Consider the following 26,600-nt stretch of genomic DNA (forward strand, 5'->3'; position numbering starts at 1 on the left):
GAAAATAATCCCTGCAGTCAACCGGCTGTCAGGGATTATTTTTTTGGATATAACACTTCAGAAATAGCTCCAGCCCAGAAGCTCAGCCGCTACAGAATCTCCTTTTTTCTATAGGTGGATCCTAAAACTAGTTACCGATTTTAATATTGAGGCAGAAGCAGATGTAAACTCATAAAGATCAGAGAATGCCAGAGCAGTTCCATCCATCATTTTCATTTCACCGTATACCGCAGCCGATTTTCCATGGGTAATGATACTTGTGATCCGTAACTCCGCAACTTTCGACTTTGTCAATGCCTCCACCTCTTTCAGGAAATTAGTTTTGCCTTTACAATGAGTCTGACCGACATTATCCCATTCCAACTCATCTGCTAAGTATGCACCCATTTCAGGTACATTACCTGAGGCCCACAATATCGTGAGCTTTAGTACTAACTTTTTTTTAGGTGCATTTTCACAATGCTGAGCGATATGTACCTTCATAGTTAATATTTTAGATTATTATTAATACTCGGCCTTCACATCTATCCAATTTTTTTGCATCAAATAAATATAAAAAAAATCCTCCTAAACAATCTGATCAAATATGTTATGGACTTTAATTTGCGAGAAATTCTGGTGTTATTTCAAGTCTAACTTCACTAAATAGCTTAAAAGTCTATTTTTCCGTTTGTCGTCTGTGCATTTTCTGCTGGAAATAGACCTCAGGTTTGTGCCATACCCCCGTATCCTTCATACGTGGGTCGTCAAGATCCAGACTCAGATCACAATCAAACCGTGCCATAATAGAGTATCCTTTTCCAGGTGATCCAGCGTTAATAAAATGGCAAAGTCCCCAGGATATTCCCCTACCATATTTACTATCAGTGAACATATCAGGCGCATAAGGAGCAGCTGCGGTTGGCGTTAACGAAAGTGTTGAAGCCACGCTAAAATTAACTCCGTCCGGAGCATACTGCATCGTTTCTCTTTCATTACCGTCTTTAATGGCCAAGGCTGCCACACCTTCTTTAAAGGGAAAATAAGTGGTTTCATGGCCAGAATTCAAAACTGGATTAAGCGCATGTTTGACGAATGGCCCCAACGGATCGGTTGCCGTAGCCAACCCCTGCGCCACAGCATAATGTTTGCGATTTTCCGGCCATTTATTGTAGGCAGACTTGTAATACATATAGATCTGTCCTCGATAAACGATTGGGTAAGGATCATGCGTAGCGTCCTGATCCCATTCCCCTTTCTTTCCAAACGGAATTATCTGATCGCCGCCATGCGTCCAGGGGCCATCGGGCGAATTTGCATAAGACACCGACACCGGGCACCAGTCTCCCTTTAAACCGCTTGGTTCATCAAAGGCTTGATAATACAGATAATATTTCCCCTTCCAGACAAGGATATCGGGTGTGCATACAGAACGCCATCCCGGCTTGGGTTTGGCAGGCCGTTCCACAGCCAAGCCCTGTTCCGTCCATTCTATGCCGTCTATGCTTGTTGCATACCAAATCTCTGCCAGGTCCCAGTCCGTAGAGGGTATTTCGTCGGTGGCCTCGTTAGCTCTTTCAGAACCTATAGGAGGAACCTTCGTATCCCGCTTGGTATACCAAATATAGTACAAGCTATCTACCTTGATAGGCCGGGACGGGTCGCGACGAGAAACTGTTCCGTCCCCTTGTCTGTAATCAAATCCCCGGAGTGGTGTGTATTTGAATTGAGAGAAAAGTTCATTGTCTTGTGCCCTGGGAGCGGGGTAGTCAAACATACGCGCTGTAGCGATGCTCATTGGAAAATCGGGCTTTTTATCAGGCATTTTATGTGGAAAAACCTGAGCCGTTTGCACGCCATTACTATTAGCGGTGTTGACGGGCCTCGAACATGACAAGAATCCATATGCCAGCAGTAGCCCTAAGACCATTCCTAAAATAAAGTTAATCCTATCCAGTTTCATTTATTGTCGCGTTTCAGTTGGGAAGTATCATGGTGGTATCTCTTGCCTAATTTTTCTATCAACAAAAAGTTCTCTTCCGAAATAATTATTTCTAAGGAATTCAGATGGTTCACCAGCGTTGTAAAAGATTCGTTACCGATTCCTGACAAAACCAGTGATAATATTCTTTGGTTTTGAAAGCCATTATCTTCCTGAATCAGGAAAATAAAATATTTCCGGAGTGAATCACCCAAGTTCACCAGCTTAAGTTTTTTCAAGATGGCTAGCTGGGCATAATAATCCAGCGTGTTATAATGGGAAATAATAAAATTTTGCACTGACAGTGTTTCGAAAAGTAGTTCGGGTAATTGTTCAATCGCGTTTTTGCTAAAATACCCCTTCCCCTCGGAAATAAGCATAAGAAGATCATCAATATGCTCTTTCATCTGCTGGCTATCCAACCAGTTAATCAAATAATAATGCACGAACTGATTTTCATCACTGAGCATTTTTTTGATTAAATCCCTGTTCAGAGATTTGTGGGTATGCTGTCTGATCGCATCGACTACCTCTCCATTTGCGATATGCCAGAGCGTATAACAGGTGTATAATGCTCCTTCAATCACTTCTTTTTTAACTGTTGCCTTCGTAGCTCCAGTATATCCGTCAACTTCCGAAGAGTCCGATTCAGTAACTAATTCATTTTTTGGAATGTGTACAAAACTCAGATCTTGATTGGAAAGGATTTGCTGTAATTTTTTATAATCCTCCGGAGCAAAGGGCTCATGATCCATCTTCGTGAGCGGATCATGTGCTGCTATTACAAACTTTTCAAACTGCCCAATCAAGTTCCAGCGAAAGCGAATATTTACATCATAACAAACACGATCCTCACACACCGGCGCCTTAATGTTTGCTTCATAGCATTGAAGCTGTCCCAGACTATCTCGAATGGTCCTTACATCAAAAATACCCCCATCCTCAATTTTTATATAAAAAGCGACCTCTCCCTGCCCTGAAGCAGTTCCGATGAAACCCGTATATAAAAAACAAAGTAATAAGGCGATTCTCATTTCTTCTTCATTTCCATCAATGTCGCCCCATTATTATAGCCCTGCACGTAAGGCAGAGTCGGATCACCCACCCCTTTCATCATCAAGGCTTCCAGTTGGTCGAAATACTTTTGATAAAGGCCTCGGGGAGTTGTATTTTCTTTTTTAATAACCGAGGCAGCCATACCCAGCACTTCTCCCATCATCCCAGTTGTTCGCATCACCCGAACGGTGCCTAATGCCACATGGGAAACACTAATGTTTCTACCAGCCATCATCAAATTATCAACATTGTTTGAGTACAGGCATCTAAAAGGAATGGGATATGGATAAATTTTGATATGTTTGGCAATGGATTTGAAGGCTGCTCCAGGAAACAATTTCGAATTTTCAGGATCGGGATAGTGTAAGTCTATCGTCCATGATGTAGGAGCCGTTCCATCAGGATATATTTTGCGTTCAGTCATATCTTGTTCGATCAGAACATAATCACCTTTCAGCCTCACGGACTCTCTTTTTCCGGCGATATACGCGACCCACTTAAGACTTTCGTGAGCAAATTTCTCTTTATTTTTAGAATGATTTTTAAGGTAATTCCAGTTGGAGTAAACCGCCAACATTCCATAATCTCGAATCTGTTCAAAATCCAATTTCATGTCAAGACCCATGCCTGTTTCCCATTCCCAATCTCCTTTGGTAATTTCCTCAGACTTCTCCTCGTCCCAATCCAGCGCCCATTTTATATTAGGGAAACTCACAGGTTTGTCTTTTTTTTCAGAAAACCACTGAACAGATGCGCCCATTGTCAGATTATCTGCCACTTCCGGTGCAGTCGGTTCGTTATAAACGGCCCTACTTTCCCTGCCTGTCATATAATCGGCCCCGGCCAAAAGACCAATGGTGCCATCGCCAGTACAATCAGCAAACAGCGGTGCCTTGAAGAGAACCTTTTCTCCAGTTTCGATATTGGTAGCAGTAATACGCTCGATCTTACCATTTTTTGTCTGAACTTCATTTGCATGATGGTTTAGAAATAAGGAGATATTGGGTTCATTCAATACCGCCCTCAGCTTCTTGTCGTCTTCATAAAATTCCTTGGGTTGCGCATTGCCACCTTCCTCAGGACCAATTTCATTGACTAAGTTTCCCAGAGCTGGATAAGGTTCGAGATTAATTCTCCCGCCCAGATGTACTCTCACTTCCGAACTATTATTCCCCCCTAGCACCGGCCTGTTTTGCACCAGCGCTACCTTAACACCATTGCGCGCAGCAGAAATGGCAGCGCAGGTCCCAGCCATTCCCCCTCCAACCACAACAAAATCGAAGTTTCCAGCATCTTTCGGATTTCGATCAAAACCGAAATAATCGTTGCGAAAATCACTTAGTTCATCAAGATTTTCAATAGGTTGGTAATTAAGATCTTTGGTGAATAAAATAGCATCGCAGCGCCCATTAAATCCCGTCAGATCTTTCAGTCCGAGTTCAATTTCTCCTTTTTCAATCTTTATCGTTCCTCCGTCTGTCCATGCCCATGCTTGTTGATCCTTGCCAAAAGTCTTTGGCAGAGCTCGCCCTCCTACTAACAGCTGAAACTGCCCCGCAGCCTCTTTCGTAGACCATTGCGCAGACCAGTTACGAGTCCGTATAAATACCTTGTAAGTACCCGCTTCCGCAAATTTCACCTTAGTGCTGGCATTTTCAACCGGGCTGCCCATTCCATGTGCCATCAGAAACGAAGAGCCCATTACATCCATAAATTGTTGATCGACCACCCATCCTCCTTTATTTTGGAAACTTTCTGCTTCAACAAAGACCGTGGCAAGCTTTTGAGCGTGGACTCCGGTGGCCCAGAAGAGTAGTAAGTAAATGATACTATTAAATTTTAGATTCATCAGGCAATGATTAGGGTAAGGGACAAAAAAATGAAAGTCAAATATTTATCAAATACATTTTTGAAAAACCCTAAAGCAATGACTGTCTAGAATTTACTTGATGGTCAGAAAATAATATTTCTTAAAAAGATAGGTAAGCTCTTAAAATTGCATCTAGCCCGCCCCCTCCAATTTTCTTTGAGAAGGTAAAATCTACTTAAGGAACAAAAGGGTGATCCTAAAGGGTGATCCTACCGGGCATTCGCAAAAAGGCAACAAAAAAACCACCCTCCCGCTTCTGTGAATGGATGCGAAAGGATGGTTGGAATCAAACTGCTTCGAAAGGGTTTAATTAAAATCGTTCAATAGATCTTTCAGATCCATAACCGGCCTTGACTTACTGTTTGAGGATGAAAGAATTGTTTTTGCATCGGAGTTAGATCCGTAAAAGGCAGAGTTGGCATTTGCATCAACGGCTAGAGCCGCTCCATTAAGCGTGATGCCTGCAAATAATCCTTTACTTCGTGAATAGGAATACACTTCTGCTTCCAATTTATAATCGGTTTGCGCTGAAGAGCTTCGGCCTATAGGGCCAGCCGCTACCGAAAGATCACCTCCCAGGGTAAAACTTCCTGTACCAATTTCTTTCAAGGTTTTGCTATTTTTAAACACCAGAATGAGGTCAGTTGACTGAACACCAATCTGAGCACCTACACTCCCACCCGTAATAGTAACGAAAATGGGATCGCTCCATTCACCGTTTTCACCTTTTATCATTGCGATGCCTTTACCCCTTTTACCCCCAATCATCAGGCCCGCATTAATCATTTTCGGAACGATAATTATACCTTGGGATATAGCCAAAAGCTGTTCAGGAATATTTTCTTCCATTTCAGAAAAACCAGATAGAACGGCAATAGAAGCCTTGATTTTTTCATTTTCCTTCTCTTGTGCATAAAGCGGAGAAGCGAGTAGGCCAATGACCATCATGGCCATTATAAACGGTTTCAATATTAATTTACTAGATAACATAAGTGGTTTTTGTTGATGGTAAAACTTATTTAACAATTGTAGAGCATGCCCTTTTAGAAACAAAGTCCAATAATCATGCCAATGCTGAGGTTTGCCGCTCAGTAAACGACTGACCTTTAGCTTTATTGAAAACCCTGGCTTTCATTCATTTAAATATTATCCTAAGTCATTATCCCATAAATACTTATAGGACTAAATTATTTTCCGTTAAAGAGAGCCATCTAATAATTAATCCCGTTTGAAAAAGGAATTCCTTGCCAGGAATGTGCTTTCGACTGGTTTTAGTATTTTTAGCTTTTAAAACTTTAAGTAAACTATCAACTTGAAATATTTACAGCTCCTTGAAAGGTGGACGAGACAATCTATTCAAGATGCCAAACTGATGATTTTGCTTGGTTCATTAGCCGCTGGGGCCACCTTTATTTCCTGGGTTTGGCCTTCTGCTTTTAGTGACGGACTATCTCTGCCCTTAGGTCTATTAGCCCTATTTTTATTATTTTACGGAGGCTTTACACTTAAAAATCGCCCCAAGATTGGCGGAGCGCTTTCAAAGGCGTTTCATGAGTCCCCTAAAGCCGCACTGAATGCCGAAAAACGAAGAGTTCTTCAACATCGAAATAGCCAGTACAAAGTATTGGGTTCCTGGGGGCTTATTATAATTGCTGGCTTCACCGGCTATCTTTTGGCACTGTCAGAATACCTGCAGGGGCTTGCCGTAGGTTTTATAGTATTAGGAGCCATACTTCTAATGAGCGATTTATGGTCATTGAAGCGGTTAAAATCGTACGCGGAATCTTTAGAGTCCTTGCAATAGGAATATTAGCCAGAATTAGCGGAGCCCAAAGGATTCAAATAATTATTCAGTGGTATCAGATGCCATTTAGCTCCACTCATATCCCGGTTGAGAGCCAATAACCACGGGGACTAATGGAAAGTCCTTAACTTGTAAGCCTGATAGTTTACTTCTGACGCATGCTCAATTCAGTACCCGAAAACAATAACCGGCTATCCCTACGATTGAGACGCATGACGGTGATCCACATTTTCTTATGGATGCTGCATGGCGCCAATGGAATGGCGAACCCATTCCAAGGATTAATTTATGGCACCATTACCCTTACAAATGGAACCACCAAGGTCGGTATCATACAAGGAAAAAACCGACAATTATTCTGGGAAGATATATTTATGACCGTCCGTAAAGACAATCCTTCTCTGGAATTTTTAAAGAATAGCGAAATCAGGAATCTTAGTGATCAGGAAAAAAAAGAAAAAATCGAGTGGGGTTTTATGCAAATATGGGAAAACAAATATCCCTCACGTACCAACCGATACAGCTGCCGATTTGGAGATATTGCTTCGATTACCCCTACCAAAAATCTGGAAGCTATTTTAAAATTAAAAAATGGGAGTAGTCTTCGCATAGAAGGCAATGATAGGTATAAGGATATTGGCAAATATTTTTATATCTCCAATCCGGCTGGCAATTGGCACCGAATCGAATGGAAGAAAATTCGAAGAATTGACTTTAGTCCGACACCCAAAAGCGCTCTTAATACGGCTGTAAGACCCCTCTTTGGCACCGTAAAAACTAGATATGGACAGCTGACGGGCTATATAAAATGGGATCAGGATGAAGGCATGACTTCTTCCATTTTAGATGGGAAAACGGAAGACAGCCTAAAAAAAATTCCGTTCTGGCAAATAGCCATGATCCGTCGTATTCATGAAAACAGCTCTGAAGTACGCCTGAAAAATGGCTCCCGACTAACCCTTTCGGATACGGACGATGTAGGGAAATCTAACCATGGTATCACCATATTTCTCAAAGATGTCGGCAATATCATAATCAAATGGAAGGACTTCCAAGAAATTATTTTCAGTTCGAATCAAGGAGCTCCCGCCTTACCTGGTTATGAATCCTTTAGGCCTAAAGAGGCACTGAATGGATCCGTTATCAGCCTCCATTCTGAAAAAATTTCAGGTCGTATCGTATACGATCTGGACGAACAGTGGGGCAGTGATATATTAGAAGGATATAAAAATGGACTTTACTACCGTATACCCTTTAGCAACATCCGGAACGTGGAAAGAAAAAATGACCAGCATTCTTTAATAGTCCTGAAAAATGGGCGAAAACTTTTGTTAGGAGGACAGTCGGATGTCAACGATAAAAACTGGGGCCTTCTGGTATGGAGCGGTCAGGAAAAGCCAAAATATATTCCATGGAAACAGGTAAAGCTTTTGCAACTGAAATAAGCGCCTATTTGAATAGCCAGGACGATGAAAAACAGACCCTTAACACGATTTCGGTGAACAAAATTCGAATCCTATTACTGCTCATAATCTCCTTGATCATGGTCGCTCTGGCGTTTCTTACCATGGCCTCAACCCTCCCTAGCTCCTATCTGATCGCCTTATTCTGGATCATTGGCGTTATTGCCGCCTTATGGTTTGGAAATCGATATATATCGGTATGGCTCAATAAAAATTACCCTTGGAACGATTACGATTCAAGGCGATTTTATATCCAAATTTTCCTCAGCACCGTATACTCCCTATTTTGTATCAACCTTAGCTATTACCCTGTCAAAACGGAGTTAATGGGCTTTCCACCCGATCAGGAACAACTCCTACTCCTTAATATCTATGGGCTTATTCTCACCGTTCCGATCCTGTCCATTCAATTTGGCATCTACTTTATGATGCGCTGGAAAAAAAACTTTAGTTATTCCAAAGAGTTGGAAAGTCAAAATCTTAAGGCCGAATTTGATTCCCTGAAAAGCCATATTTCCCCGCATTTCCTTTTCAACAACTTAAACATCCTTTCTTCACTAATTGATAAAAATCCGGCCATGGCTCAACAATTCCTGGAAAATTTCTCGGATGTATATCGCTACGTACTGCGGATTAATAAGCAGGAATTGGTTACCGTAAAATCCGAATTAGAGTTTATTGATGCATATATATTTATGTTAAAAATACGATTTGTTGATCAGATGCAAATCAGTATTTCCGTGTCATCGGACTACCATTCCCACCTATTACCTCCCCTATCCTTACAGGCCTTAGTAGAAAATGCCATCAAACATAATAAAGCTTCCGACTCTCAGCCACTAGCTATAGAAATATTTACGAGCGAACCAGGGCAACTGACCGTTAGAAATAACTTACAGCCGAAGAAGAAGGAGCGATATAGCTCCGAATCAGGATTAAAAAACTTAACAAAAAGATATGAGTTCCTGGCCAGTTCACCCATAGTTGTACAAAAGACCGATGCACATTTCAGCGTAATCCTCCCCCTAATCAGACCTTGAACCAGATATGCAAATCATTATAATAGAAGACGAAAATCTTGCTGCGGACCGGCTATTAGGTCTTGTTCAACAATATGACCCTGCGATTCGGATACAAGCGATCCTTTCTTCGGTAGAAAAGGCTATATTATGGTTAAAACAAAATCCTATGCCCGACCTGGCTTTCATGGATATCCAGCTTTCTGACGGCCTGTGTTTTGAAATTTTTGAAACAGTATCCGTAACCTGCCCAATCATTTTTACGACTTCGTATGAGCAGTACGCCCTGGAGGCATTCGGGGTCACCAGCGTGGCTTACCTGCTTAAACCGGTTAAGTATGGACAGCTTGTAAATAGCTTTCAAAAACTCGAAATAATGAAGCAGACCTTTTCCAAAGGGTTGGCACCGGTGACTGAATCTGGCATACATTCCATAGAGGCTCATTTTAAATCCCGGTTTTTGGTAAAGAATGGACTACATATTCGTGCCATCAAATGCGAGGAGATAGCCTATTTTTATTCAGAAGATAAGGTCAGCTTTCTGGTGAGCTTTAATAAACAAAAATTCCCCGTTGATTATTCTCTTGAAGAAATAGAAACGACACTCAATCCAGATATATTTTTTAGAATCAGCCGAAAGTACATCGTTCATGTGGATGCCATTCAGGAGATAAGACCGTACTTCAAAGGTCGCCTCTCGGTGGCTGTATCCCCTGCCGGTGAGGAAGACATTATAGTTAGTGCCGACCGTACCCCTTCTTTCAAAGCCTGGCTGGATCGGTAATCCCAACAGATTGAGGGCGGGTATTTCTCATTATGGAGGCAGAATAGACCGGTTCGTCGGAATTGTCTGTACTATCCAATGGATACACCGTATTTTTATATTTATAAACGTACCACCCCCAACCAAAATCATCTGGAAGCAATCCTACCTTCCTTACATTTAATATGGCAAAAAAGTATATACCTTCCTTATTGCTGCTCTTCATTATCGCCATTACCAATGGACATGGTCAAGGAACGAATATCAAGGGAAATGTTCTAAGTAAAACTGACTCAACAGCCCTTCCTGGTGCAACTGTAACCATTCAAAAGGAAAACGGAAAAATTGAACAGGGTGTAATGGCTAACCAGGAGGGAGCATTTCAACTTATCAAAGTTCAGAGCGGCGCCTATATACTTAAGGTAAGCTATATGGGGTTCCAGACTTACACAAAGGACCTCTTGCTCGTAAGCGGGCAGCAGCAAACCTTGGAAGTACTCCTAGAAGAAGAAGCCAATACCCTAACAGAAGTAAAAATTGTTGGCCAATTATCTGCAGGAGAACAAATCGGGGACAGTACCCAGTACAATGCTGATGCTTTCAAGACTACCGCAGATGCTTCTGCCCAGGAATTGATTGAAAAGCTACCTGGCATTACTATTGAAAATGGAAAAGTACAAGCCCAGGGTGAGCCAATTCAGCAAATTTTGGTGGATGGCAAAATGTATTTTGGCTCGGATGTGGCCAAAGCCTTACAGAACTTACCTGCAGAAGTGATCCAAAGTATCCAATTATTTGATAAAAAAAGTGATAAGTCGGAGCTTAGTGGCTTTGATGATGGAAACCAGATTAAGACTATCAATATTGTTACCAAGCCCAATCGCCGAAATGGACAGTTTGGAAAAGCATCTGCTGGATTGGGCACAGACCATCGATATGCTGCTGGGGCGAGTGTCAATCATTTTAACGAAGATATGCGGCTTACCTTCACCGGTCTGACCAATAATGTCAATACTACAACCTACCAGACGGGTCAAGGGAGCCAGGACGAAGATAGGCCCAGCAATGGAGTCATTGTAACGAACTCATTGGGCGTGAACTATTCGGGGAACTGGTCACCAAAGTTAGAAGCCAGTGGAAGTTATTCCTATACCAATAGCCATAATACCTCCCTGCAAACTAAATTCCGAACTTATGCCAATCCTGCAGATTCAGGCAGAGCCTATACCGAGCAGAATACACGCATCGACGAAGACCGAATTCACAGAGCCGAAATGCGCATTGACTACAAGATTACCGACCGGGATAGGCTACTAATCCGTCCCAATTTTTCACTTGTCGAAAACGATGACTTCTCTCACTTTACAGGGCGAACAGTGAATGAAAGTGCAGCGCTAAACCAAACGGAAAATCAATCTAAAGGCAAAAGCCATAATCTTTCTTTCAGTAACTCAATGGTATATAGCCATCGCTTTGAAAAACCAGGCAGAAGCGTCTCTATAAAGCTTAATACTGCTTACCGAACCAATGATTTTGCAGGAACCCGTGTTTCTGAGAATGTATACTTTCGACAACCCGATAGAAATAAAATCTTGAATCAATATACCAGATTCGATAAATCAGGTTTTTCTTGGGAAGGCGAAGTCTCATATTCAGAACCATTAGGCAACCACGGTCGCATGCAGCTTGGCCACGAGAGAGGCAATCGCCGAGATGATTCTGACCGGCAACTTTTTGATTATCAAGATCTAGAGAATGCCTATGATTCACTCAATATAGGCCTAAGCAATACTTTTAAAAGTGATTATTTAACAGAGCAAACAGAACTAACCTATCAATATCGTAAGGAAAAGGTTCGACTTCAGATATCGGGCAAATATGAAGTAGCAAATCTGCAAAACGAGCAGAAATTTCCGACTGAGTATAGCATGCGCAGAACTTTTCGGAATACACTCCCTGCCGCTCGTTTGGAATACCGCTTTTCCAAAACCCAAAACTTGCAGTTGGACTTCAGGACAAGTACCGATGCTCCCTCCATAAACGAGTTACAACAGGTAGTCAATATCTCGAATCCGCTCTATGTACGAAGTGGAAACCCGAATCTGGTACAATCGGTCAGGAATAGGCTTCAGGCTAAATATAGAACCCAAAATAGTGAAAAAAGCCGCACCTTTTTTGCCATGTTGGAGACATCGGTCATCCCCAACTTTCAAACTAACAGCACCTTTACAGCTCGCCATCCCATAGCACTTACCGTAACTGACACGCTGCAGACCGGGTCTCAGATGACTATGCCCATTAATATGAGTGGATATTGGACCGTAAATTCTTATTTTAATTATGGTCAGCCTTTCAATTTTATTAAGTCCAAGGTCAGTTTTAATGGCCAGGTCAATCATACCCAATTACCCAGTATGATAGATTCACTGCGCAATATGACTTATACCACCAACTTTAGAGTTGGTACCACGATAAGCAGTAATGTCAGTGAGAACCTAGACTTTCAAGTTTCAAGCCGGTCGGGATATAATATGGTAAAAAGAACGCTTCGTGAAACCCAGAACAACTCATTCAGTCAGACGAGTCGAATCAGGCTAACCTGGATTATATGGAAGGGGCTGGTATATCGCTCCGATGTAATTCACCAACTAAATTCCGGACTTTCAGCCGGTTTTAATACCAATTATACGATATGGAACATGAGCATTGGAAAGAAAATCCTTCCCAATAATCGTGGAGAAATTAGTCTGAACGTGTTCGACCTCCTTAAGCAGAATGTCAGTGTCAAACGATATATCTCTGACAGTTTCGTTCAGGATACCCAGTCCAATGTTCTTCAACGATATTTTCTGCTAACTTTCACGTATAATATCAGGCGCTTTCCTGACGGGGCCGAAAAGGGGCAGCTTGGCAAAAAGCCGCAGCACTAAGACTGCGGCTTAAGGAAAATTACCAACCAGGATTCTGAATTAGCTTTGGATTTAGGGATAGTTCGTCTAGGGGTAATGGAAGAAAATAGTTTTTATTCTCATCGTAGGTGCGTCCGGAGGGTAAGGATTTTCCATAGGGTAAAATATAACCTTCAGCGTTGACGAAAATACTACTGCCAATAACGGCTTTAGGATAGACAGACTGGATAAATTTCATACCTAAAACCGGCTTATTCAACAAGGCACCAGCCTTCCATCTTAACAAATCGTCGTATCGTAGAGCCTCAATGGCCAGCTCCACCCTTCGCTCCCGGCGTATTTCGTCTATTAAAACATCCAGTTGCGGAAAGTCAGACTGGCTATCTTTTTTCAACTCAGCTATGACCATATTGGGCATTCCCGCACGTTTGCGTAACAGGTTAATCGTCTTGTCTATTACCGACTGATTTGCCTGACCCAGTTCAGCATTGGCTTCCGCATTGATCAGGAGTACTTCCCCATATCTAAATATGGGAGCATCCAATATCCCATTCTGTATACGGACATACTCTTGCTGGTCTTCCACCCAGTATTTTTGTATTTGATAACCTGTAGGCACGATTCCCACCCCACTGATACCGGAACCAGAGATAGCCGGAATCTTCGACGTCTGTTGAATCCCCGTCCCGGGAAAGGTAATGGTCTGCTTCAATCGAGGGTCCCTATTAGTCATCTCCTCTTGAATAGACTGATCGCCCCTGTATAAGGGACTTTGGGAAATTGGCTTTCCGTCGGCACAGAGGTACGATTCTACCAAGGACTTGGAAGCACTGGTATTAAAATTATTACTCTGTAAGTTCCAGGATGTAGCCGTCCCTAGGAGCCCGGTGGCGTAAATCTTATATAATATCATTTCCTTATTGGTCCCAAGATCCAGAGAGTTGAATAGGGATGCATAATCCGTAGCGGGGTTGCCAGTTTCATGTATTTGATAATGGCCTTCTGTAATGAGTCTTTGAGAGGCCTGTACAGCTTCTTTCAGGAATTTTTCCCCACCTTCTATTCCTCGGTATTTGCGAAAAGTACCTTCGAAAAGACACATTCGGGCCTTCAAAAATAAGGCTACGTCCTTGTTGATACGTCCGGCATCGGCTACATTTTTAGCAGGAAGGGTAGCAATAGCCAAATCTATATTGGCTAATAAAGAATCCATCACCAGCACACGGCTGTCACGGGGAGCATAGAGCTCAGGAGAAGTAAGCTCTAAATCCTTAGTCAACCAGGGGACATCACCAAAATCCCGCACCTTTTCAAAATAATCCAATACCTTAAAGAAACGTATTTCTCCCGCATATTTATCTTTTGTTTCCTTCGCTATGGGGGTTTGGTTGTAGCGTTGTAGGAAATAATTGCAAGATCTTATGACCGTCCAGTTCCATCCACCACCAGAAGTTGGAACAATATTTTTTCCTGCCGCCACGAGATTAAAGTCCAAGGGAACCATATTGTCACTTTGATTGTCCCCGGTAATCAGAGGACTATGGCCCGTACCTGTATTATGGCCAGAAAAAACACGATAGAAATCGTTGGCATATTGCTTCAATTCGTTCTCGTTATGCCAAAAGTTTTCCTCGTTAAGGGAATCCGTTGGATATCGATTTAAAAAATCGTCATTACAGGCCGCTGACAATATTCCAAGAAAGAGTAAGAAGGATTTTATTATATTTTTTTTCATCATGAGGATCGATTAAAATGTTACTTGTAGACCAAAAGAGACAACTCTTTGAAGTGGATAAAATATTCCCAAGCCGCCATTCCCAATAACCTCAGGATCGAAATTGCCTTTTAATTTTGTATGTTCCCAAAGATTTTGGCCCGAAAAATAAACCCTTGTTTTCGAGAAGCCGGCATGCTTAACGAGTGAAGCAGGCAAGGAATATCCCACGGCCAGGTTCTTAAGACGGATATAAGCTGAGTTCTGCATATACCTTGTCTGAGCTTGAATATTATAATTAGAACCCGATTTATAAATAGGGTAATATGCATCTGGACGTTCGGGAGTCCAGGCGTTACGATATACTTCTTTGGTCCCCACAGCTCCTCCGTTATTTATAGCTCCCCAAAAATAGTTTCCAGTAGGAATATAATCCCGTTTACCCACTCCCTGCATTAACACGGCCAGGTCAAATCCTTTCCATGACATATTTGCAGTGATCCCGAATTGATACTGCGGAGTTGCATTACCAATAATCTTCTGATCCCCGGGATCGTCGACCGTATTAGCTCCTCTGGTAATCAGATTATCACCATTTAGATCCTTGTACTGAATATCTCCTGCTCCCCACTTGCCTGAATTTCCGATTTGGTTCTGATCGGCAGCATTGGCTACATCGCCGGCCTGCTGAAAGATACCTACCGTTTCGAATCCCCAAATTTCGTTTACATCCCGGCCCACATAATTGTTGCTGATGATTTTGTTAGGATTATTATCGAACTTGCTGATTATCGCCTTGTAGTTGGACAGAACTATGCCTACATCATACTGCAATTGATTGGCTACCACGTCGGTCCATTTGGCGCTAAATTCAAACCCTGTCGTTTCCAATTCGGCCCCATTGCGCTGTGGTACGGCTGTACCTAAAACCGCAGGTAACTTATCTCCCGCAACCAGCATTCCTGAAGTAACACGCTTGTACCAGTCAAAACCTAGATTTAGCTTTCCAAACAGATTGGCATCGGCACCGAAATCCAGGGTGGAAACCTTTTCCCATGATAAGTCAGGGCTTACCAATCCAGGGGCTGAAATTCCTAGTGGCAAAGCATCTCCTATGATATAGGGCACCTGATTGTTAATTCCAAACAGGGAGATATACGGAAAATTACTGGCAACCAGCTGATTGCCGAGGCTACCATAAGATGCCCTTAGCTTTAATTCGGGTAGCACTTTACGGAAGGGTTCCATAAATTTCTCTTTCGTGAGCCTCCACCCTGCCGAGACCGAAGGGAAAAAGCCAAAACGACGGTTTTGCGGGAAACGGGATGTTCCATCATAGCGACTATTGAATTCCAATAGATATTTACCCATAAAATCGTAATTTACCCGGGCAAAGACGCCACGTATGGCCCAGGCCGTTTCACTATCGTCGGTCGTAAGCAACCCAGTAGCCAGATTCAATACTGGCACCTCGCTACTAATCAGATCCTGCTTTTTCACCATGGTGCCCAAGGCCTGATACCATTCCTGATTATATCCTACCAGTGCAGAAAAAGTATGCTTATTGTCGATTACACGGCCATAATCGGCATATATATTGCCCGCAAAATAATCGGAAGAGTTGAAGTTACGTTGAACAAATGAAGGTGAAGTTCCTGAGATCTGAGGAATCCATGTATCTCTGATATATGGAAAGGCAACCTGATTTTCTTTGATATTCTGCCGGCGTGAAGTATAAGCGAAATTTCCACTGATCTTTAGATCTTTGAAGGGATATATTTCTGCATCGACGCTATAAATGCCTGTGGTGGCATTATCGACTCGCCTCGAGCCGCTTTGCAAAAAGTTGGCAAAATTTTCGGTCGCAATACCAGCTCCTACGGGAGAGTCGGCAGGTGTAAACTGTGGAAACAAAACCTGAGGCTCCCCTCTAGTCATCTGCTCCCACCAATCCGAACCCTTATTGGGGTATTTGTGAGGCTCATCATAGCCGGTAGAGGCGAAATTCACTTTCCCTCCCAGCTTGAACCAGTCGGTGATTTGTGTAGAAATATTGGTTGTGAAATTATATCTTTTGAAAACATCGGTTGAGGTTTTGAACAATCCATTTTGTTTGAGTACCGCACCAGAGAAGTAATACGAAGTTTTGGCATTCCCTCCTGTAACATTCAGGGTATGATTTTGCCCTGGAGCCCAAGGTTGTACCATGTTCTTGATCACATCATTGGGATAATTCCAGAAAATTTTTCCATTAGGCAAAATGTGATAACTGGGATTATTAATCGGATCATCAATATAATCCTGAACCCACTTAATCTGTTCATCACTATATTTCTGCCCACCATTAACGTTGAATTGTGCTACATTCTGAGATTCCAGAAACTCAGTTGTACTCAGTAAATCGGGCAGATAGGTTGGCTTATTAAACTGCACACTACCTGAATAACTAATCTGTGCCTTTCTATTGGTCGAGCCCTTTTTGGTGGTAACCAATATCACCCCAAACGCTCCCCGGGCACCATAAATGGCTGCGGAAGCGGCATCTTTAAGCACAGTAATACTTTCTATATCAGAAGGATTCAATAAATTCATATCCATCTGAATCCCATCTACCAGTACAAGGGCACTTCCACCACTTAATGAGGTAGTACCCCGAATGTTAAAACTAGGGTTAGCATTGGGGTTGCCGTCTGGGTTGGTTACGTTCAAATTAGGTATTAGACCTTGTAAGGCCTGGCCCACTTTTGTAATGGGACGGCTGGTAATGGCATCACCACTGATTTGTGCAATTGCACCCGTTACATCTTCCCGTTTTTTGGTCCCGTAACCTACTACTATTACCTCGTTCAATACGCTTTGGCTCGTTTCCATCAATACTGAAATAGTAGTTCTAGTGCCTACCGTAATTTCCTGACTATTAAAACCGACAAAGGAAAATATCAAAACGTCCTCAGGGCTGTTAATGTTGAGGGTGAACTTGCCTTCGACATCTGTGGTGGTGCCCACCGACGTTCCTTTAAGCACCACACTTACCCCGGGCAAAGCCTCTCCAGATTGATCTGTAACAGTTCCAGAAAGTCTCTCAACAGTAGCTTTTTGAACCTCTACTTCTGGAACTTCGTTTTTAATTTTTGGCACCGTTTGCGCCTTGGGAGCTTTCAGAATAATATAAGACCGTTCATTAGCCTTTTTATATTTTAGCCCCAGAGGAGTTAACAACTTGTGGAGATGGTACTCAATGCCTCCTTTCTCTTTAAAATTACCAATAGTTGCTTCCAGCCCTTGAACGGTAGCAGGTTCGTACATCAGCTCTACCTTATAGTGTTCCTTGAGTTCATTGAGCACCCCAGACAGAGACTTGGTAGCAGCGGAAGATCTGTCTTGGTTTGCAGTCTGCGAAAAGGCCAATATCTGCCCATGAGCATTCCAGCCCCAGAGTGTTAGAACGATCACAAGCCTGAGTAAGCCAGTTACTGATAAACGTTTCTTCATGATGGATTAATTAATAGTGGAATAATTAGATATAATATTGTTTCCCGCTCATGTGACTGGACCTTTCATTAAATGGTCAGTTCACAGGAGAAATACCGCAAGGAACGATGGCTCTGCGATGATCAGAACAGGTGAATAGGCAGCGCTAACCTTTTCAACCTTCTCTAAACTAAACTGACAAGACTCAGGAGGTAGAAAAACCCCTGAGTCCAGTGTAAATATTTTTAAAAAAAGTAGAAAGTATCTAAGGGATATAAAAAGAAGATTGTTGGGTCTGATGCATAATAGATATAAAAATGCCCCTGACCGCCAAGGCGACCAGGGGCAGAAAAATAAAAAATCGAGGCCATCAACATCCGACAACCCCGATTCTAATTCTCTCCATTTAAAGCAAACTGATAGCTAGTTAAAGCAAACTGATAGCTAGTATTCTATTGATAACCTTCATTTTGGGAAAATTGGTCACGGTTGGTTACGGCATCCAGCTGGGTTCGGGGAATAGGACGATTGACATGAAATGGTTGTATGGCTTTGGCACTTGGATTATAGGCCTTTACTCGATCCAGGAGTTTTCCCGTTCTTTTCAGATCGAACCATCTCATCTGCTCTCCGGCGAATTCCCGAGCCCTTTCATCCAATATAAAGTCTAGGGTAACTTGTGAAGGAGTAATTTGCATTTCCGCTGCTCTTCCAGGTTTCGCGGCACGGGTGCGGACAATGTTAATGTTGATCGCTGCCGAATCGAGCTTTCCCAGCTTCATTTGAGCCTCTGCGGCAATAAGATAAAGCTCAGCCAGTCGGATCACATAGGCATCCCGGGCGCTTTGAGCTTCGTTGGCACTGGAGCGTGTAGGATCCATATGTTTGGTCAGGGTTGGATATACCAAATTGTTTTTCGTAGTTCCATCTTCGTTATATATCGCATTGCGGTCTACCAAAGTATATAAAGCACCCGATGGCTTTGTCATGGCTTTTCGGGTAGCAATTACGGCCGTATCGCCAAGCTTCATGCCCGCTGGCCTGGTACCCGAATTGGCAAGCCATACTTCCATAAATGAACCCTCATAACGGGAATCGGCATCAGCATATAAGTCCAGTAGGAAACGGGTAGGCATATATCGGTTGAAGGGTCGGCCATAGGTTATGTCCCGAAGCATTCCAGGAAGGTTATCATATTTCATAAGAAAATGTAAATGACCATTATTACTTCCTCTACCATGCCCAGTTACATTGGTGCCCGAATTATATAAATCATTTAAGGTAAGATTGGAGGCATAGTTGACGGCATACAAAATCTCTTTGTTCTGGTTATTACTCATTTTCCATAAATCAGCGTACTGAGGCTCCAGTTTATATCCGAATCCACCATTTATAACAGCACTTGCCATATTATTCGCCTCCGCAAACATCCCCCTGGTCAGATACATTCTTGCCAAAAAAGCCATGGCAGCTGGTTTGGTTACACGACCATAGTCAGAAGTTGAATTTGCCAAATTCTTAGTGGCAAACTGAAGATCTTCAAAAATCTGCTTGTAAAAGGTTTCAACGGGAGTTTTATTAGCCGTGGTGGCAATACCCTTGGTTTCTTCTAAGGTAAAATGCACTCCTCCCCAAGTCTCTACAATATGCCAATAATAGAATGCTCTTAAGAAACGAAGTTCAGCTTCTCTTTGGGCTTTGACAACTGGGGTAAAATTCACCTTTTCGATTCGGTTTATACCAGCATTGCAAAGGTTGACGCCGGCATAAAGTGCTGACCATTCTGCAGCCAGGGGCGAATTGGTACCTTGTAAATTAATATATTGGGACAAATCGGGAAAGACGTCACCCGCCGCACTGGTCCAAATGTCGGTTCCCATTTCAGATATATTATAGGCCTCTTCTTTCCCATACCACCAACGTTGATAGCCATATGCCGCATTAACGAGGGATTCAAAACCTTCGGGCGTTGAATATACGGCTTCGGCTGTCAAGCCGCTAGGATTATATTCCGTAATTAAATCCTCGCAAGAGACAAATAGTACTGCGAGCAAAACGATTATTATTGATGTTCTTTTCATTTCAAACAGCTTTATTCTTGTTAAAATCCAATGTTAAGTCCAATCATAACATTTTTAAGCATAGGGCTACTTTCTCCACCACCTCGTTCCGGATCGTATTCAGTTAATTTGGCGCTTTTGGTCCAGGTGAACAGATTAGAACCAGTCACATACAGACGGATATTATCAAAATAAGCGCTCTTAATGGTCGGGAAAGTATATCCCATCGATAGGTTTCTAACTCTTAAGTAAGAACCATCTACATATCCAATGGTGCTCCAGTACAGGGTGGAAGCACCCGAAATATTGGCATTAGGACGAGGATATTCATTGGTAGGATTTTCTGGAGTCCAGTAATCAATAGCCTTGGAGCTGTTGCTCAAATTGGATTGACGATCGTACCTACCTAAAAAGGAAGGGTTGATGGTTTGTCCCCACCGTGCAAAGAGATATACGCTCAGATCAAAACCTTTATAGCTCAGCTTATTGTTCAGACCACCGAACCAGTTCGGACGGTTTTCCCCTGCCAGTACCACCCTATCGTTAACGGCGTCAATTTTTCCATCCCCATTTTGATCTTTAACTTTGATATCTCCGGGTTTTTGTCCAAAAACTGCCGCTTCTCCTTCCTCTGCCGTTTGCCAAATTCCTAATTTTTCGTAGTCATAAAAAACGCTGATAGGTTTACCCACAAACCATCCGTTCCCAATATCATCTATGCCTTCTGTAACCAAGGAAACGATGCGTTCCCTGTTGTGAGTAAAGGTAAGGGTGGTATTCCAGCTAAAATCGTTTGTGCGCACATTAACGGAATTAATTCCAATTTCTATTCCGTTATTTCTGGTTTTTCCAATATTTTGGTAAACCGTCTTCACACCCGTTGTCGGCGGCAATCCACGAGGCAATAACAGGTCCGAGGTACGCGTATCATAAATATCTATATTGGCAGTAAGGCGGCTCTTAAAGAAGCCCATATCAATCCCAAGGTTTTTAGTCTTAGACAACTCCCAACCAGCCTCAGCATTTCCGAGTAGAGGAGAAAAAGTAAACCCCTGGAAACTTGTCTCTCCAAATGCCATGGGGACACGGGTCAGGGTGCTTTGGGTACCATAAGGAGAAATTCCGGAATTACCCGCTACACCATAACTCAATCTAATTTTCAGATCAGAAAATATATTTTGACCCTCCATGAAAGCCTCATCTCCTACTTGCCAGGCTACCGCTGCCGAAGGGAAAAATGCCCATTTATTTCCAGCGGAAAGTCTGGAGGCTCCATCGGCTCGGTTGGTCAATGTCAGGAGATACTTACTCTTATAATTATAATTTAAGCGCCCGGCAAATGAGAGCACATTCCACTTTTCGTATTCACTACTGATCATGATATTAGTAGGTGCATTTCCTAGCGCATAGTATAACTGAGCAGGGAGTAGCTGCGATTGTCCCTGCGCCGATACCCCTTCCGAAATGTTCTGAACATAGCTGCTTAGCGCAGTTATGGAGAAAGAGTGGGCATCAACTTCCTTATTAAAAGTCAAAATATTATCCCAGTTAATAAAACTTCCGTTGCTGGCCGTAATAGAAGATTGACTGTTGCCGCCATTACGGCTAATGGTATTGGAGGCTTCAAATAAGCCAACTCTAGATGATCCTAAGTTAGCACCGAAATTAGAGCGGAATGTCAAACCTTTAAGCGGTTTTAGTTCAAAATAAGCATTGGCAATAATATTGGTTTTCCTGCCCGTGTTGGAGAATACATCGGGTTGTTCATCGGCTAAAGGACTTATGGATGACCCACTCAACGGATAGGGAATAAAATTGCCATCCTTATCGTAAATAGTACCTAAGGGAATGATCTTATTAGCCATATTTAAAGGGTCCCTTCTGTAACTTTCATCACGAAGGGTCACCTGACTTTGCAGTCCTACCTTTACCAAACGATTAATGGTTTGATCGATATTGGCTCTGAAGGAATATCGTTTCGCCTGATCAAATTTCAGTATTCCCTTTTCATTAAAATAGTCCAAGGAAAAAAACACTTTGGTCTTCTCGCTTCCTGCATTCACCCCTACATTATAATTTTGCTGAGAGCCGTTATGTAGCAATTCTTTCCGGTAGTCAATCCATTCGTTATTCTTTATGGCATCAAGTTCCTGAGTATTAAATATGGCGGCATCGTCTGCAACTGAATTCCATCTTCCTGCGGCTCTGTTTGCCTCCCGCTTGATGGCCACATAACCAGGACCGTCCAAAACTGAAGGGTATCTCGACACCTTAGAGACGCCATAATAAGTATTAAAGGTTACTCTGGGTTTACCTGAAGCACCTTTCTTCGTGGTTACAATAACGATCCCATTGGCTCCCTGCCAGCCATAAATAGCCGTAGAAGAGGCATCCTTTAAAAACTCCATTGATTCAATGTCGTTAGGATTGATATTATTGATATTGCCAGTCTGAATACCATCTACGATAAATAAGGGTCCATTTCCGGCACCAATAGATCGGTTTCCTCGGATGGTAATATTGATGCCCGAAGAGGCCGACCCGTTGCTTCGGGTAATATCTACACCGGCCACCTTACCTTGTATGGATTCCAATGGGCTCTGCGCCGGCACCTGTTTAATGTCTTCGCTTTTGATAGAAGTTACTGCCCCGGTCAAATCGCGTTTTTTTACTGTCCCATAGCCGATTACCACTACATCAGCCAATTGAGCGGCATCTTCTTCTAAGCGAATGTTAATAACCGTTTTCGAGTTGACTTCAACCTTCTGGGTCAGATAGCCTACGAAACTAAAAACAAGCTTTGCCGATTTGTTGGGAACACTAATACTGTAGTTTCCTTCCCCATCTGTTGTGGTGCCGGTATTGGCACCTTCTACAATAACTGAAGCTCCCGGGAGCCCTTCTCCCCCTTCTATCGTAACCTTTCCGCTTATCTTATTCTGTGCCATGATACCCGTTACGGAGGTGAACACTATGGCCAGTATCCAGAACAGTTTCCAGGCATAGTACGCCCTTTTCTTTCCTTCCGAATAAAAATGTAAAACATCTAACATCATAAAAATATGTTTATAAAAGTGATGAAAACGTTATAATCCCCTTTCTTTCAAAAAATTTCAATACTATTTTTTGAAGGAAAAAAGTAAATAATCGGATAAAAGTAGGTTATAAAATGGACCATAACAATATATTTTTATTATTTTTTTCTTTTATTATTTGTTTTATTTGTCTTTTAAGAAACATACAATAGTATTAGATAGTTTTCACACCATTAAAACCCGGATTTTCTCCTCGTGTGTTCGAACCAAAACCTTAATAATTATAGAATATTGATACTGAATAAAATACATGTTTTTTAGAAAAAATAATTGGAGTTATGGTGCTCATATTTGCATAAAAAAAATGAGCCTATAATTACAAATTAGTAATATAGGCTCGGGTCTAACTCCTTAATAATAATCTTTACATTCTAAATTTTACCATTCTTAAGGATTTAAAAGCATCTAAATTCCTTGCCAACCCTTTCATTTTAATACTTTATGATAAATTATAGTTAGTTTTAGAAAATATTCGTTAATGTTATTCAATCGTAATTATCAGCCGTTGATATCTGGTAAGTGCTGGCTCTCCACCATCTTTGACTTCACATATGATATGTATTTTATGGCCAGCCTTCGCATTGGTCGGAACCACCAGCGTTGCTCTGGGATTATTCGAACCTTGAATAGATACTTGAGACGGATATGAACCTGCCTCCCGATAAGGCCACCATTTAAATTCTAGCGGGTGCCCATCAGGATCTGAAGAGCTTGTAGCATCGAATTGGAGGCGCTCACCTGGTTTGGCATTAATATCCAAAGCTGAGTTCAAGCGAACAATCGGGGGGTGATTGGCTTCTGCATATAATTTGACACACCAATCGGCACGGGCAGCAAAATCATTCTGTAATACATCAGACCATTGCCAGGTAGGTTTAAAATAGGCTTTATACGCTTCATTATTATCTACCGTGGCACCTTCTCGGGTGGCGTTACGTCCCCAACCTGAACTACCATACCATCGACCTTCAGGATATACATAGTCCTTTAGAGGCACCGGGTCAAGCCAGGTATTTTCCCGCACCTTGACATACCGGCCACCCCAACCTCCCCAGTCTGGAGACTCCATACTACGCAGCCCGGTAGGAATTGTATGAATAAATGCTGGAGAATCACCTTCCGACCTAAAATCACCCCGTTCAAAGCCCTTTTCTCCTTCAACATGCGCCTTATACAAGGAACATAGCGCCCCATGACCATGTAAAATGTTCTCTTTCATCCATGAGGCTCTGAAGTAAGGTAGCATCTCTTTGGGCTGGATGGTTTTCCATCTATATGCCAAAGCTTCAAATTGATCCGAAATTATGGTGAGAATATTATATTTTCCCCATTGAGGCCGTATATAAGTTTGAAAGGTATCGTCTTGTTCCCAGATCAAAAACAACCTCATTTTATTGGCTACATACGACATTTTCTCGGGATGTTGCTCTTCAATTGTTTTCAGTGCGCGGGCAATCGTATTGGTTCCACCCCAGGCCTGAATCCAAACAGGACGATTGTCTGTTTGGTCGAGTAAGACTTTGACAATATGTGCGGAACCTTCCGTAACTTTTTCCATCTCCCCCTCACTTTCTACATTACCCAGAAAGTTGACCGATTTTAGATGAGCAGGAGTCGGAAATCCCGGATCATGCTTAATAAGATTTGGATATACTTCGGAGTAAGCCTTTAGATACGGATCTAACCAGTCGTCTCCAGCCCAATTATGGCCCTGCCAATGGTATTGCGAGCTGGAGGTGATGATCCCTTCTATATCCCATTCGTTAGCGTAGAGTAAGAAACGGACCATAGAGCACTCATCATCAATTTCCCCATCCGAAGTCACTATAACCCGGGGTTTATGGGTTCTTTCGGGATAGACCATCTGTCCCTCACATATAGTTAAGCCTGCCCACAAGAAGACTAGGCTATAGGAGAGTAATTTGGCTGCAATTTTCTTTGTTCTCATATTCCAATTAATATATACCACACTTATAATTTGTTTAACCCAAGTACAGACAATTACCCTCAGTCGTCTTTATTTAAATACAGCTCCAGCATCGTATATCCGCTGCCGTCTATACGATTTCCGTCTTTTGGATCATGAGGATCCAGCTTATATTTAAGCTCCCAATCATCAGGCATACCGTCATGATCTGTATCTGAAGGTGCCGCTGTCGTTTTCAGCACGGGCCAGCCCCCTACATCCACCTGGGAATCTATTATTCCTGTTTTTTCATAAGGATCGCTCAATTTTTTTGTTAAGCGGTAAGAGCTCCCTTCATAGGTTGCCGTACCCTGACGAACTTCATTGATAATCCTTTGGTCAACCTTATCTCTACGGGGCAGACTCGCACCTGCTTTGGCTAACACCAGTTGGTATGCCTCTACAGCCGTATGCTGCCGTATGGGCATAGACGTCCAAGGTTCATCCAGTTTTACATATTTCAAATTGGCTTCGCCACCTGTAGGCTGCACCCCTCCCTTCCAGTTATCTAACGTTACAGCATCACTACCTTCCAAAACATTTTCTGCCACATACCATTTTCCAAAATCTGACACAACTTTGCGCATAGATGGCGCCACTAGCCGATGAGCGTTAGTTCCAGGCTCCGTTCCCGGACCCGGTTTATAGTAATTGCCTACCATATTGATTAAGGACTTATTGTACTTCTCGTTGCCTACTTGCTGATTTTCACCTCCGTAACAACTATTATATCCCCAGTTGTAGACCACATTATTACGATAATCGGTATGACCTGAACCCGAAGCCATGCGCGGATTACGGCTTCCATGATGAGCCAAAAGATTGTGATGGTAAGAACTATAATCCCCTCCCCATATACCACCAAAACCATGGGCGCCCTTTATATGATTGGAATTGAACATGCTTTCTGAAATAATACAATATTGCACAGTTATACTATCACAGTGATATACCGACATGGTTTCATCTACACTCCAACTCGCAGATATATGATCGAGGATAATATTTTTGGTGTAGCGACTAGATACTGCATCCAGATCTTCACCGGACTCATTGCCCAGGCGAACCCGGAGGTATCTCAGAATGACGTGGTCAGCTTCAATCACAACGGGGTATTTTTTTATACAAATCCCATCCCCAGGGGCAGTCTGTCCGGCAATGGTCAGATATGGATGTTTTATACGCAGTGGCTGTTCGAGTGTAATAGTTCCTGACGTTCTAAAGACAACAGTACGAGGCCCTTCCGCCTCAACTGCGGCCCGCAAACTGCCTTCGCCCCGATCGTTAAGATTAGTCACTTCATATACCGTACCTCCACGCCCTCCTTTGGCAAACTTCCCATAGCCTTCTGCTGAAGGAAAAGCCAATTGTTGTGCTTTTGCATGGACAGACGTAAGTGCCAACACGAGCATAAAAATATGTCTAATTTTTTTCATTTTTTTTCATGTTT

The 26,600-nt window shown here is 42.5% G+C and carries 16 protein-coding genes; 5 read left to right on the forward strand and 11 right to left on the reverse strand.

Annotation, left to right across the window (positions count from 1 at the left end; all coding sequences use genetic code 11):
- Positions 1–108: 108 nt before the first annotated feature.
- The 5 genes from X939_RS0116795 to X939_RS0116815 form a co-directional block, all read right to left on the reverse strand.
- Positions 109–483, reverse strand: coding sequence for a nuclear transport factor 2-like protein (locus X939_RS0116795; RefSeq protein ID WP_025764456.1), 375 nt, complete (start codon positions 481–483; stop codon positions 109–111).
- A gap of 175 nt (positions 484–658) precedes the next feature.
- Positions 659–1,942, reverse strand: coding sequence for a glycoside hydrolase family 117 protein (locus X939_RS0116800; protein ID WP_025764457.1), 1,284 nt, complete (start codon positions 1,940–1,942; stop codon positions 659–661).
- A complete protein-coding gene (locus tag X939_RS0116805) occupies positions 1,939–2,994 on the reverse strand; it encodes a hypothetical protein (protein WP_025764458.1) in 1,056 nt (351 codons plus the stop codon). The genes X939_RS0116800 and X939_RS0116805 overlap by 4 nt, the downstream gene beginning before the upstream one ends.
- On the reverse strand, positions 2,991–4,865 hold the full coding sequence (locus tag X939_RS0116810) for an FAD-dependent oxidoreductase (protein ID WP_025764459.1): 1,875 nt from the start codon (positions 4,863–4,865) through the stop codon (positions 2,991–2,993). Before X939_RS0116810 ends, X939_RS0116805 begins: the two co-directional genes overlap by 4 nt.
- Positions 4,866–5,192: 327 nt before the next feature.
- On the reverse strand, positions 5,193–5,855 hold the full coding sequence (locus X939_RS0116815) for a lipid-binding SYLF domain-containing protein (RefSeq protein WP_025764460.1): 663 nt from the start codon (positions 5,853–5,855) through the stop codon (positions 5,193–5,195).
- 343 nt (positions 5,856–6,198) lie between these two features.
- On the opposite strand from X939_RS0116815, the gene X939_RS0116820 reads away from it, so the two are divergent.
- From X939_RS0116820 to X939_RS0116840, 5 genes are all read left to right on the forward strand, one after another.
- Complete coding sequence (locus X939_RS0116820) at positions 6,199–6,690, forward strand: hypothetical protein (RefSeq protein WP_025764461.1); 492 nt, start codon at positions 6,199–6,201, stop codon at positions 6,688–6,690.
- Between the two features lie 158 nt (positions 6,691–6,848).
- The gene (locus X939_RS0116825) at positions 6,849–8,135 is read left to right on the forward strand and encodes a hypothetical protein (protein ID WP_131694802.1); all 1,287 of its coding nucleotides are present in this window, start codon (positions 6,849–6,851) and stop codon (positions 8,133–8,135) included.
- Positions 8,102–9,193: a sensor histidine kinase gene (locus X939_RS0116830; RefSeq protein ID WP_025764463.1), complete on the forward strand. Its 1,092-nt coding sequence runs from the start codon at positions 8,102–8,104 to the stop codon at positions 9,191–9,193. Before X939_RS0116825 ends, X939_RS0116830 begins: the two co-directional genes overlap by 34 nt.
- Positions 9,194–9,200: 7 nt before the next feature.
- Positions 9,201–9,956: a LytR/AlgR family response regulator transcription factor gene (locus X939_RS0116835; protein ID WP_025764464.1), complete on the forward strand. Its 756-nt coding sequence runs from the start codon at positions 9,201–9,203 to the stop codon at positions 9,954–9,956.
- A 164-nt stretch (positions 9,957–10,120) separates the two neighbouring features.
- Positions 10,121–12,865: a TonB-dependent receptor gene (locus tag X939_RS0116840; RefSeq protein WP_025764465.1), complete on the forward strand. Its 2,745-nt coding sequence runs from the start codon at positions 10,121–10,123 to the stop codon at positions 12,863–12,865.
- A 19-nt stretch (positions 12,866–12,884) separates the two neighbouring features.
- On the opposite strand, the gene X939_RS0116845 is transcribed toward X939_RS0116840, so the two are convergent.
- From X939_RS0116845 to X939_RS0116875, 6 genes are all read right to left on the reverse strand, one after another.
- The gene (locus X939_RS0116845; protein ID WP_044199871.1) at positions 12,885–14,582 is read right to left on the reverse strand and encodes a RagB/SusD family nutrient uptake outer membrane protein; all 1,698 of its coding nucleotides are present in this window, start codon (positions 14,580–14,582) and stop codon (positions 12,885–12,887) included.
- Positions 14,583–14,591: 9 nt separating this feature from the next.
- On the reverse strand, positions 14,592–18,050 hold the full coding sequence (locus X939_RS0116850) for a SusC/RagA family TonB-linked outer membrane protein (protein ID WP_025764467.1): 3,459 nt from the start codon (positions 18,048–18,050) through the stop codon (positions 14,592–14,594).
- 431 nt (positions 18,051–18,481) lie between these two features.
- Entirely contained in the window at positions 18,482–20,110 is a 1,629-nt protein-coding gene (locus X939_RS0116860) for a RagB/SusD family nutrient uptake outer membrane protein (RefSeq protein WP_025764468.1), read from the reverse strand.
- Positions 20,111–20,130: 20 nt separating this feature from the next.
- Positions 20,131–23,145, reverse strand: a complete 3,015-nt coding sequence (locus X939_RS0116865) for a SusC/RagA family TonB-linked outer membrane protein (RefSeq protein WP_084299533.1) — start codon at positions 23,143–23,145, stop codon at positions 20,131–20,133.
- Positions 23,146–23,665: 520 nt separating this feature from the next.
- Positions 23,666–25,132, reverse strand: a complete 1,467-nt coding sequence (locus X939_RS0116870) for a nucleoside hydrolase-like domain-containing protein (RefSeq protein WP_025764470.1) — start codon at positions 25,130–25,132, stop codon at positions 23,666–23,668.
- A 59-nt stretch (positions 25,133–25,191) separates the two neighbouring features.
- Positions 25,192–26,586: a pectate lyase family protein gene (locus tag X939_RS0116875; protein ID WP_044199872.1), complete on the reverse strand. Its 1,395-nt coding sequence runs from the start codon at positions 26,584–26,586 to the stop codon at positions 25,192–25,194.
- Positions 26,587–26,600: the final 14 nt, after the last annotated feature.

This window comes from Dyadobacter tibetensis Y620-1 (genome assembly GCF_000566685.1).
Classification (GTDB): Bacteria; Bacteroidota; Bacteroidia; order Cytophagales; family Spirosomataceae; genus Dyadobacter; species Dyadobacter tibetensis.

Coding starts and splice junctions, on each gene's coding strand:
- X939_RS0116795 (WP_025764456.1), bottom strand. CDS start 483: ATGAAGGTACATATCGCTCAGCATTGTGAAAATGCACCTAAAAAAAAG.
- X939_RS0116800 (WP_025764457.1), bottom strand. CDS start 1,942: ATGAAACTGGATAGGATTAACTTTATTTTAGGAATGGTCTTAGGGCTA.
- X939_RS0116805 (WP_025764458.1), bottom strand. CDS start 2,994: ATGAGAATCGCCTTATTACTTTGTTTTTTATATACGGGTTTCATCGGA.
- X939_RS0116810 (WP_025764459.1), bottom strand. CDS start 4,865: ATGAATCTAAAATTTAATAGTATCATTTACTTACTACTCTTCTGGGCC.
- X939_RS0116825 (WP_131694802.1), top strand. CDS start 6,849: ATGCTCAATTCAGTACCCGAAAACAATAACCGGCTATCCCTACGATTG.
- X939_RS0116830 (WP_025764463.1), top strand. CDS start 8,102: ATGGAAACAGGTAAAGCTTTTGCAACTGAAATAAGCGCCTATTTGAAT.
- X939_RS0116835 (WP_025764464.1), top strand. CDS start 9,201: ATGCAAATCATTATAATAGAAGACGAAAATCTTGCTGCGGACCGGCTA.
- X939_RS0116840 (WP_025764465.1), top strand. CDS start 10,121: ATGGCAAAAAAGTATATACCTTCCTTATTGCTGCTCTTCATTATCGCC.
- X939_RS0116845 (WP_044199871.1), bottom strand. CDS start 14,582: ATGATGAAAAAAAATATAATAAAATCCTTCTTACTCTTTCTTGGAATA.
- X939_RS0116850 (WP_025764467.1), bottom strand. CDS start 18,050: ATGAAGAAACGTTTATCAGTAACTGGCTTACTCAGGCTTGTGATCGTT.
- X939_RS0116860 (WP_025764468.1), bottom strand. CDS start 20,110: ATGAAAAGAACATCAATAATAATCGTTTTGCTCGCAGTACTATTTGTC.
- X939_RS0116865 (WP_084299533.1), bottom strand. CDS start 23,145: ATGATGTTAGATGTTTTACATTTTTATTCGGAAGGAAAGAAAAGGGCG.
- X939_RS0116870 (WP_025764470.1), bottom strand. CDS start 25,132: ATGAGAACAAAGAAAATTGCAGCCAAATTACTCTCCTATAGCCTAGTC.
- X939_RS0116875 (WP_044199872.1), bottom strand. CDS start 26,586: ATGAAAAAAATTAGACATATTTTTATGCTCGTGTTGGCACTTACGTCT.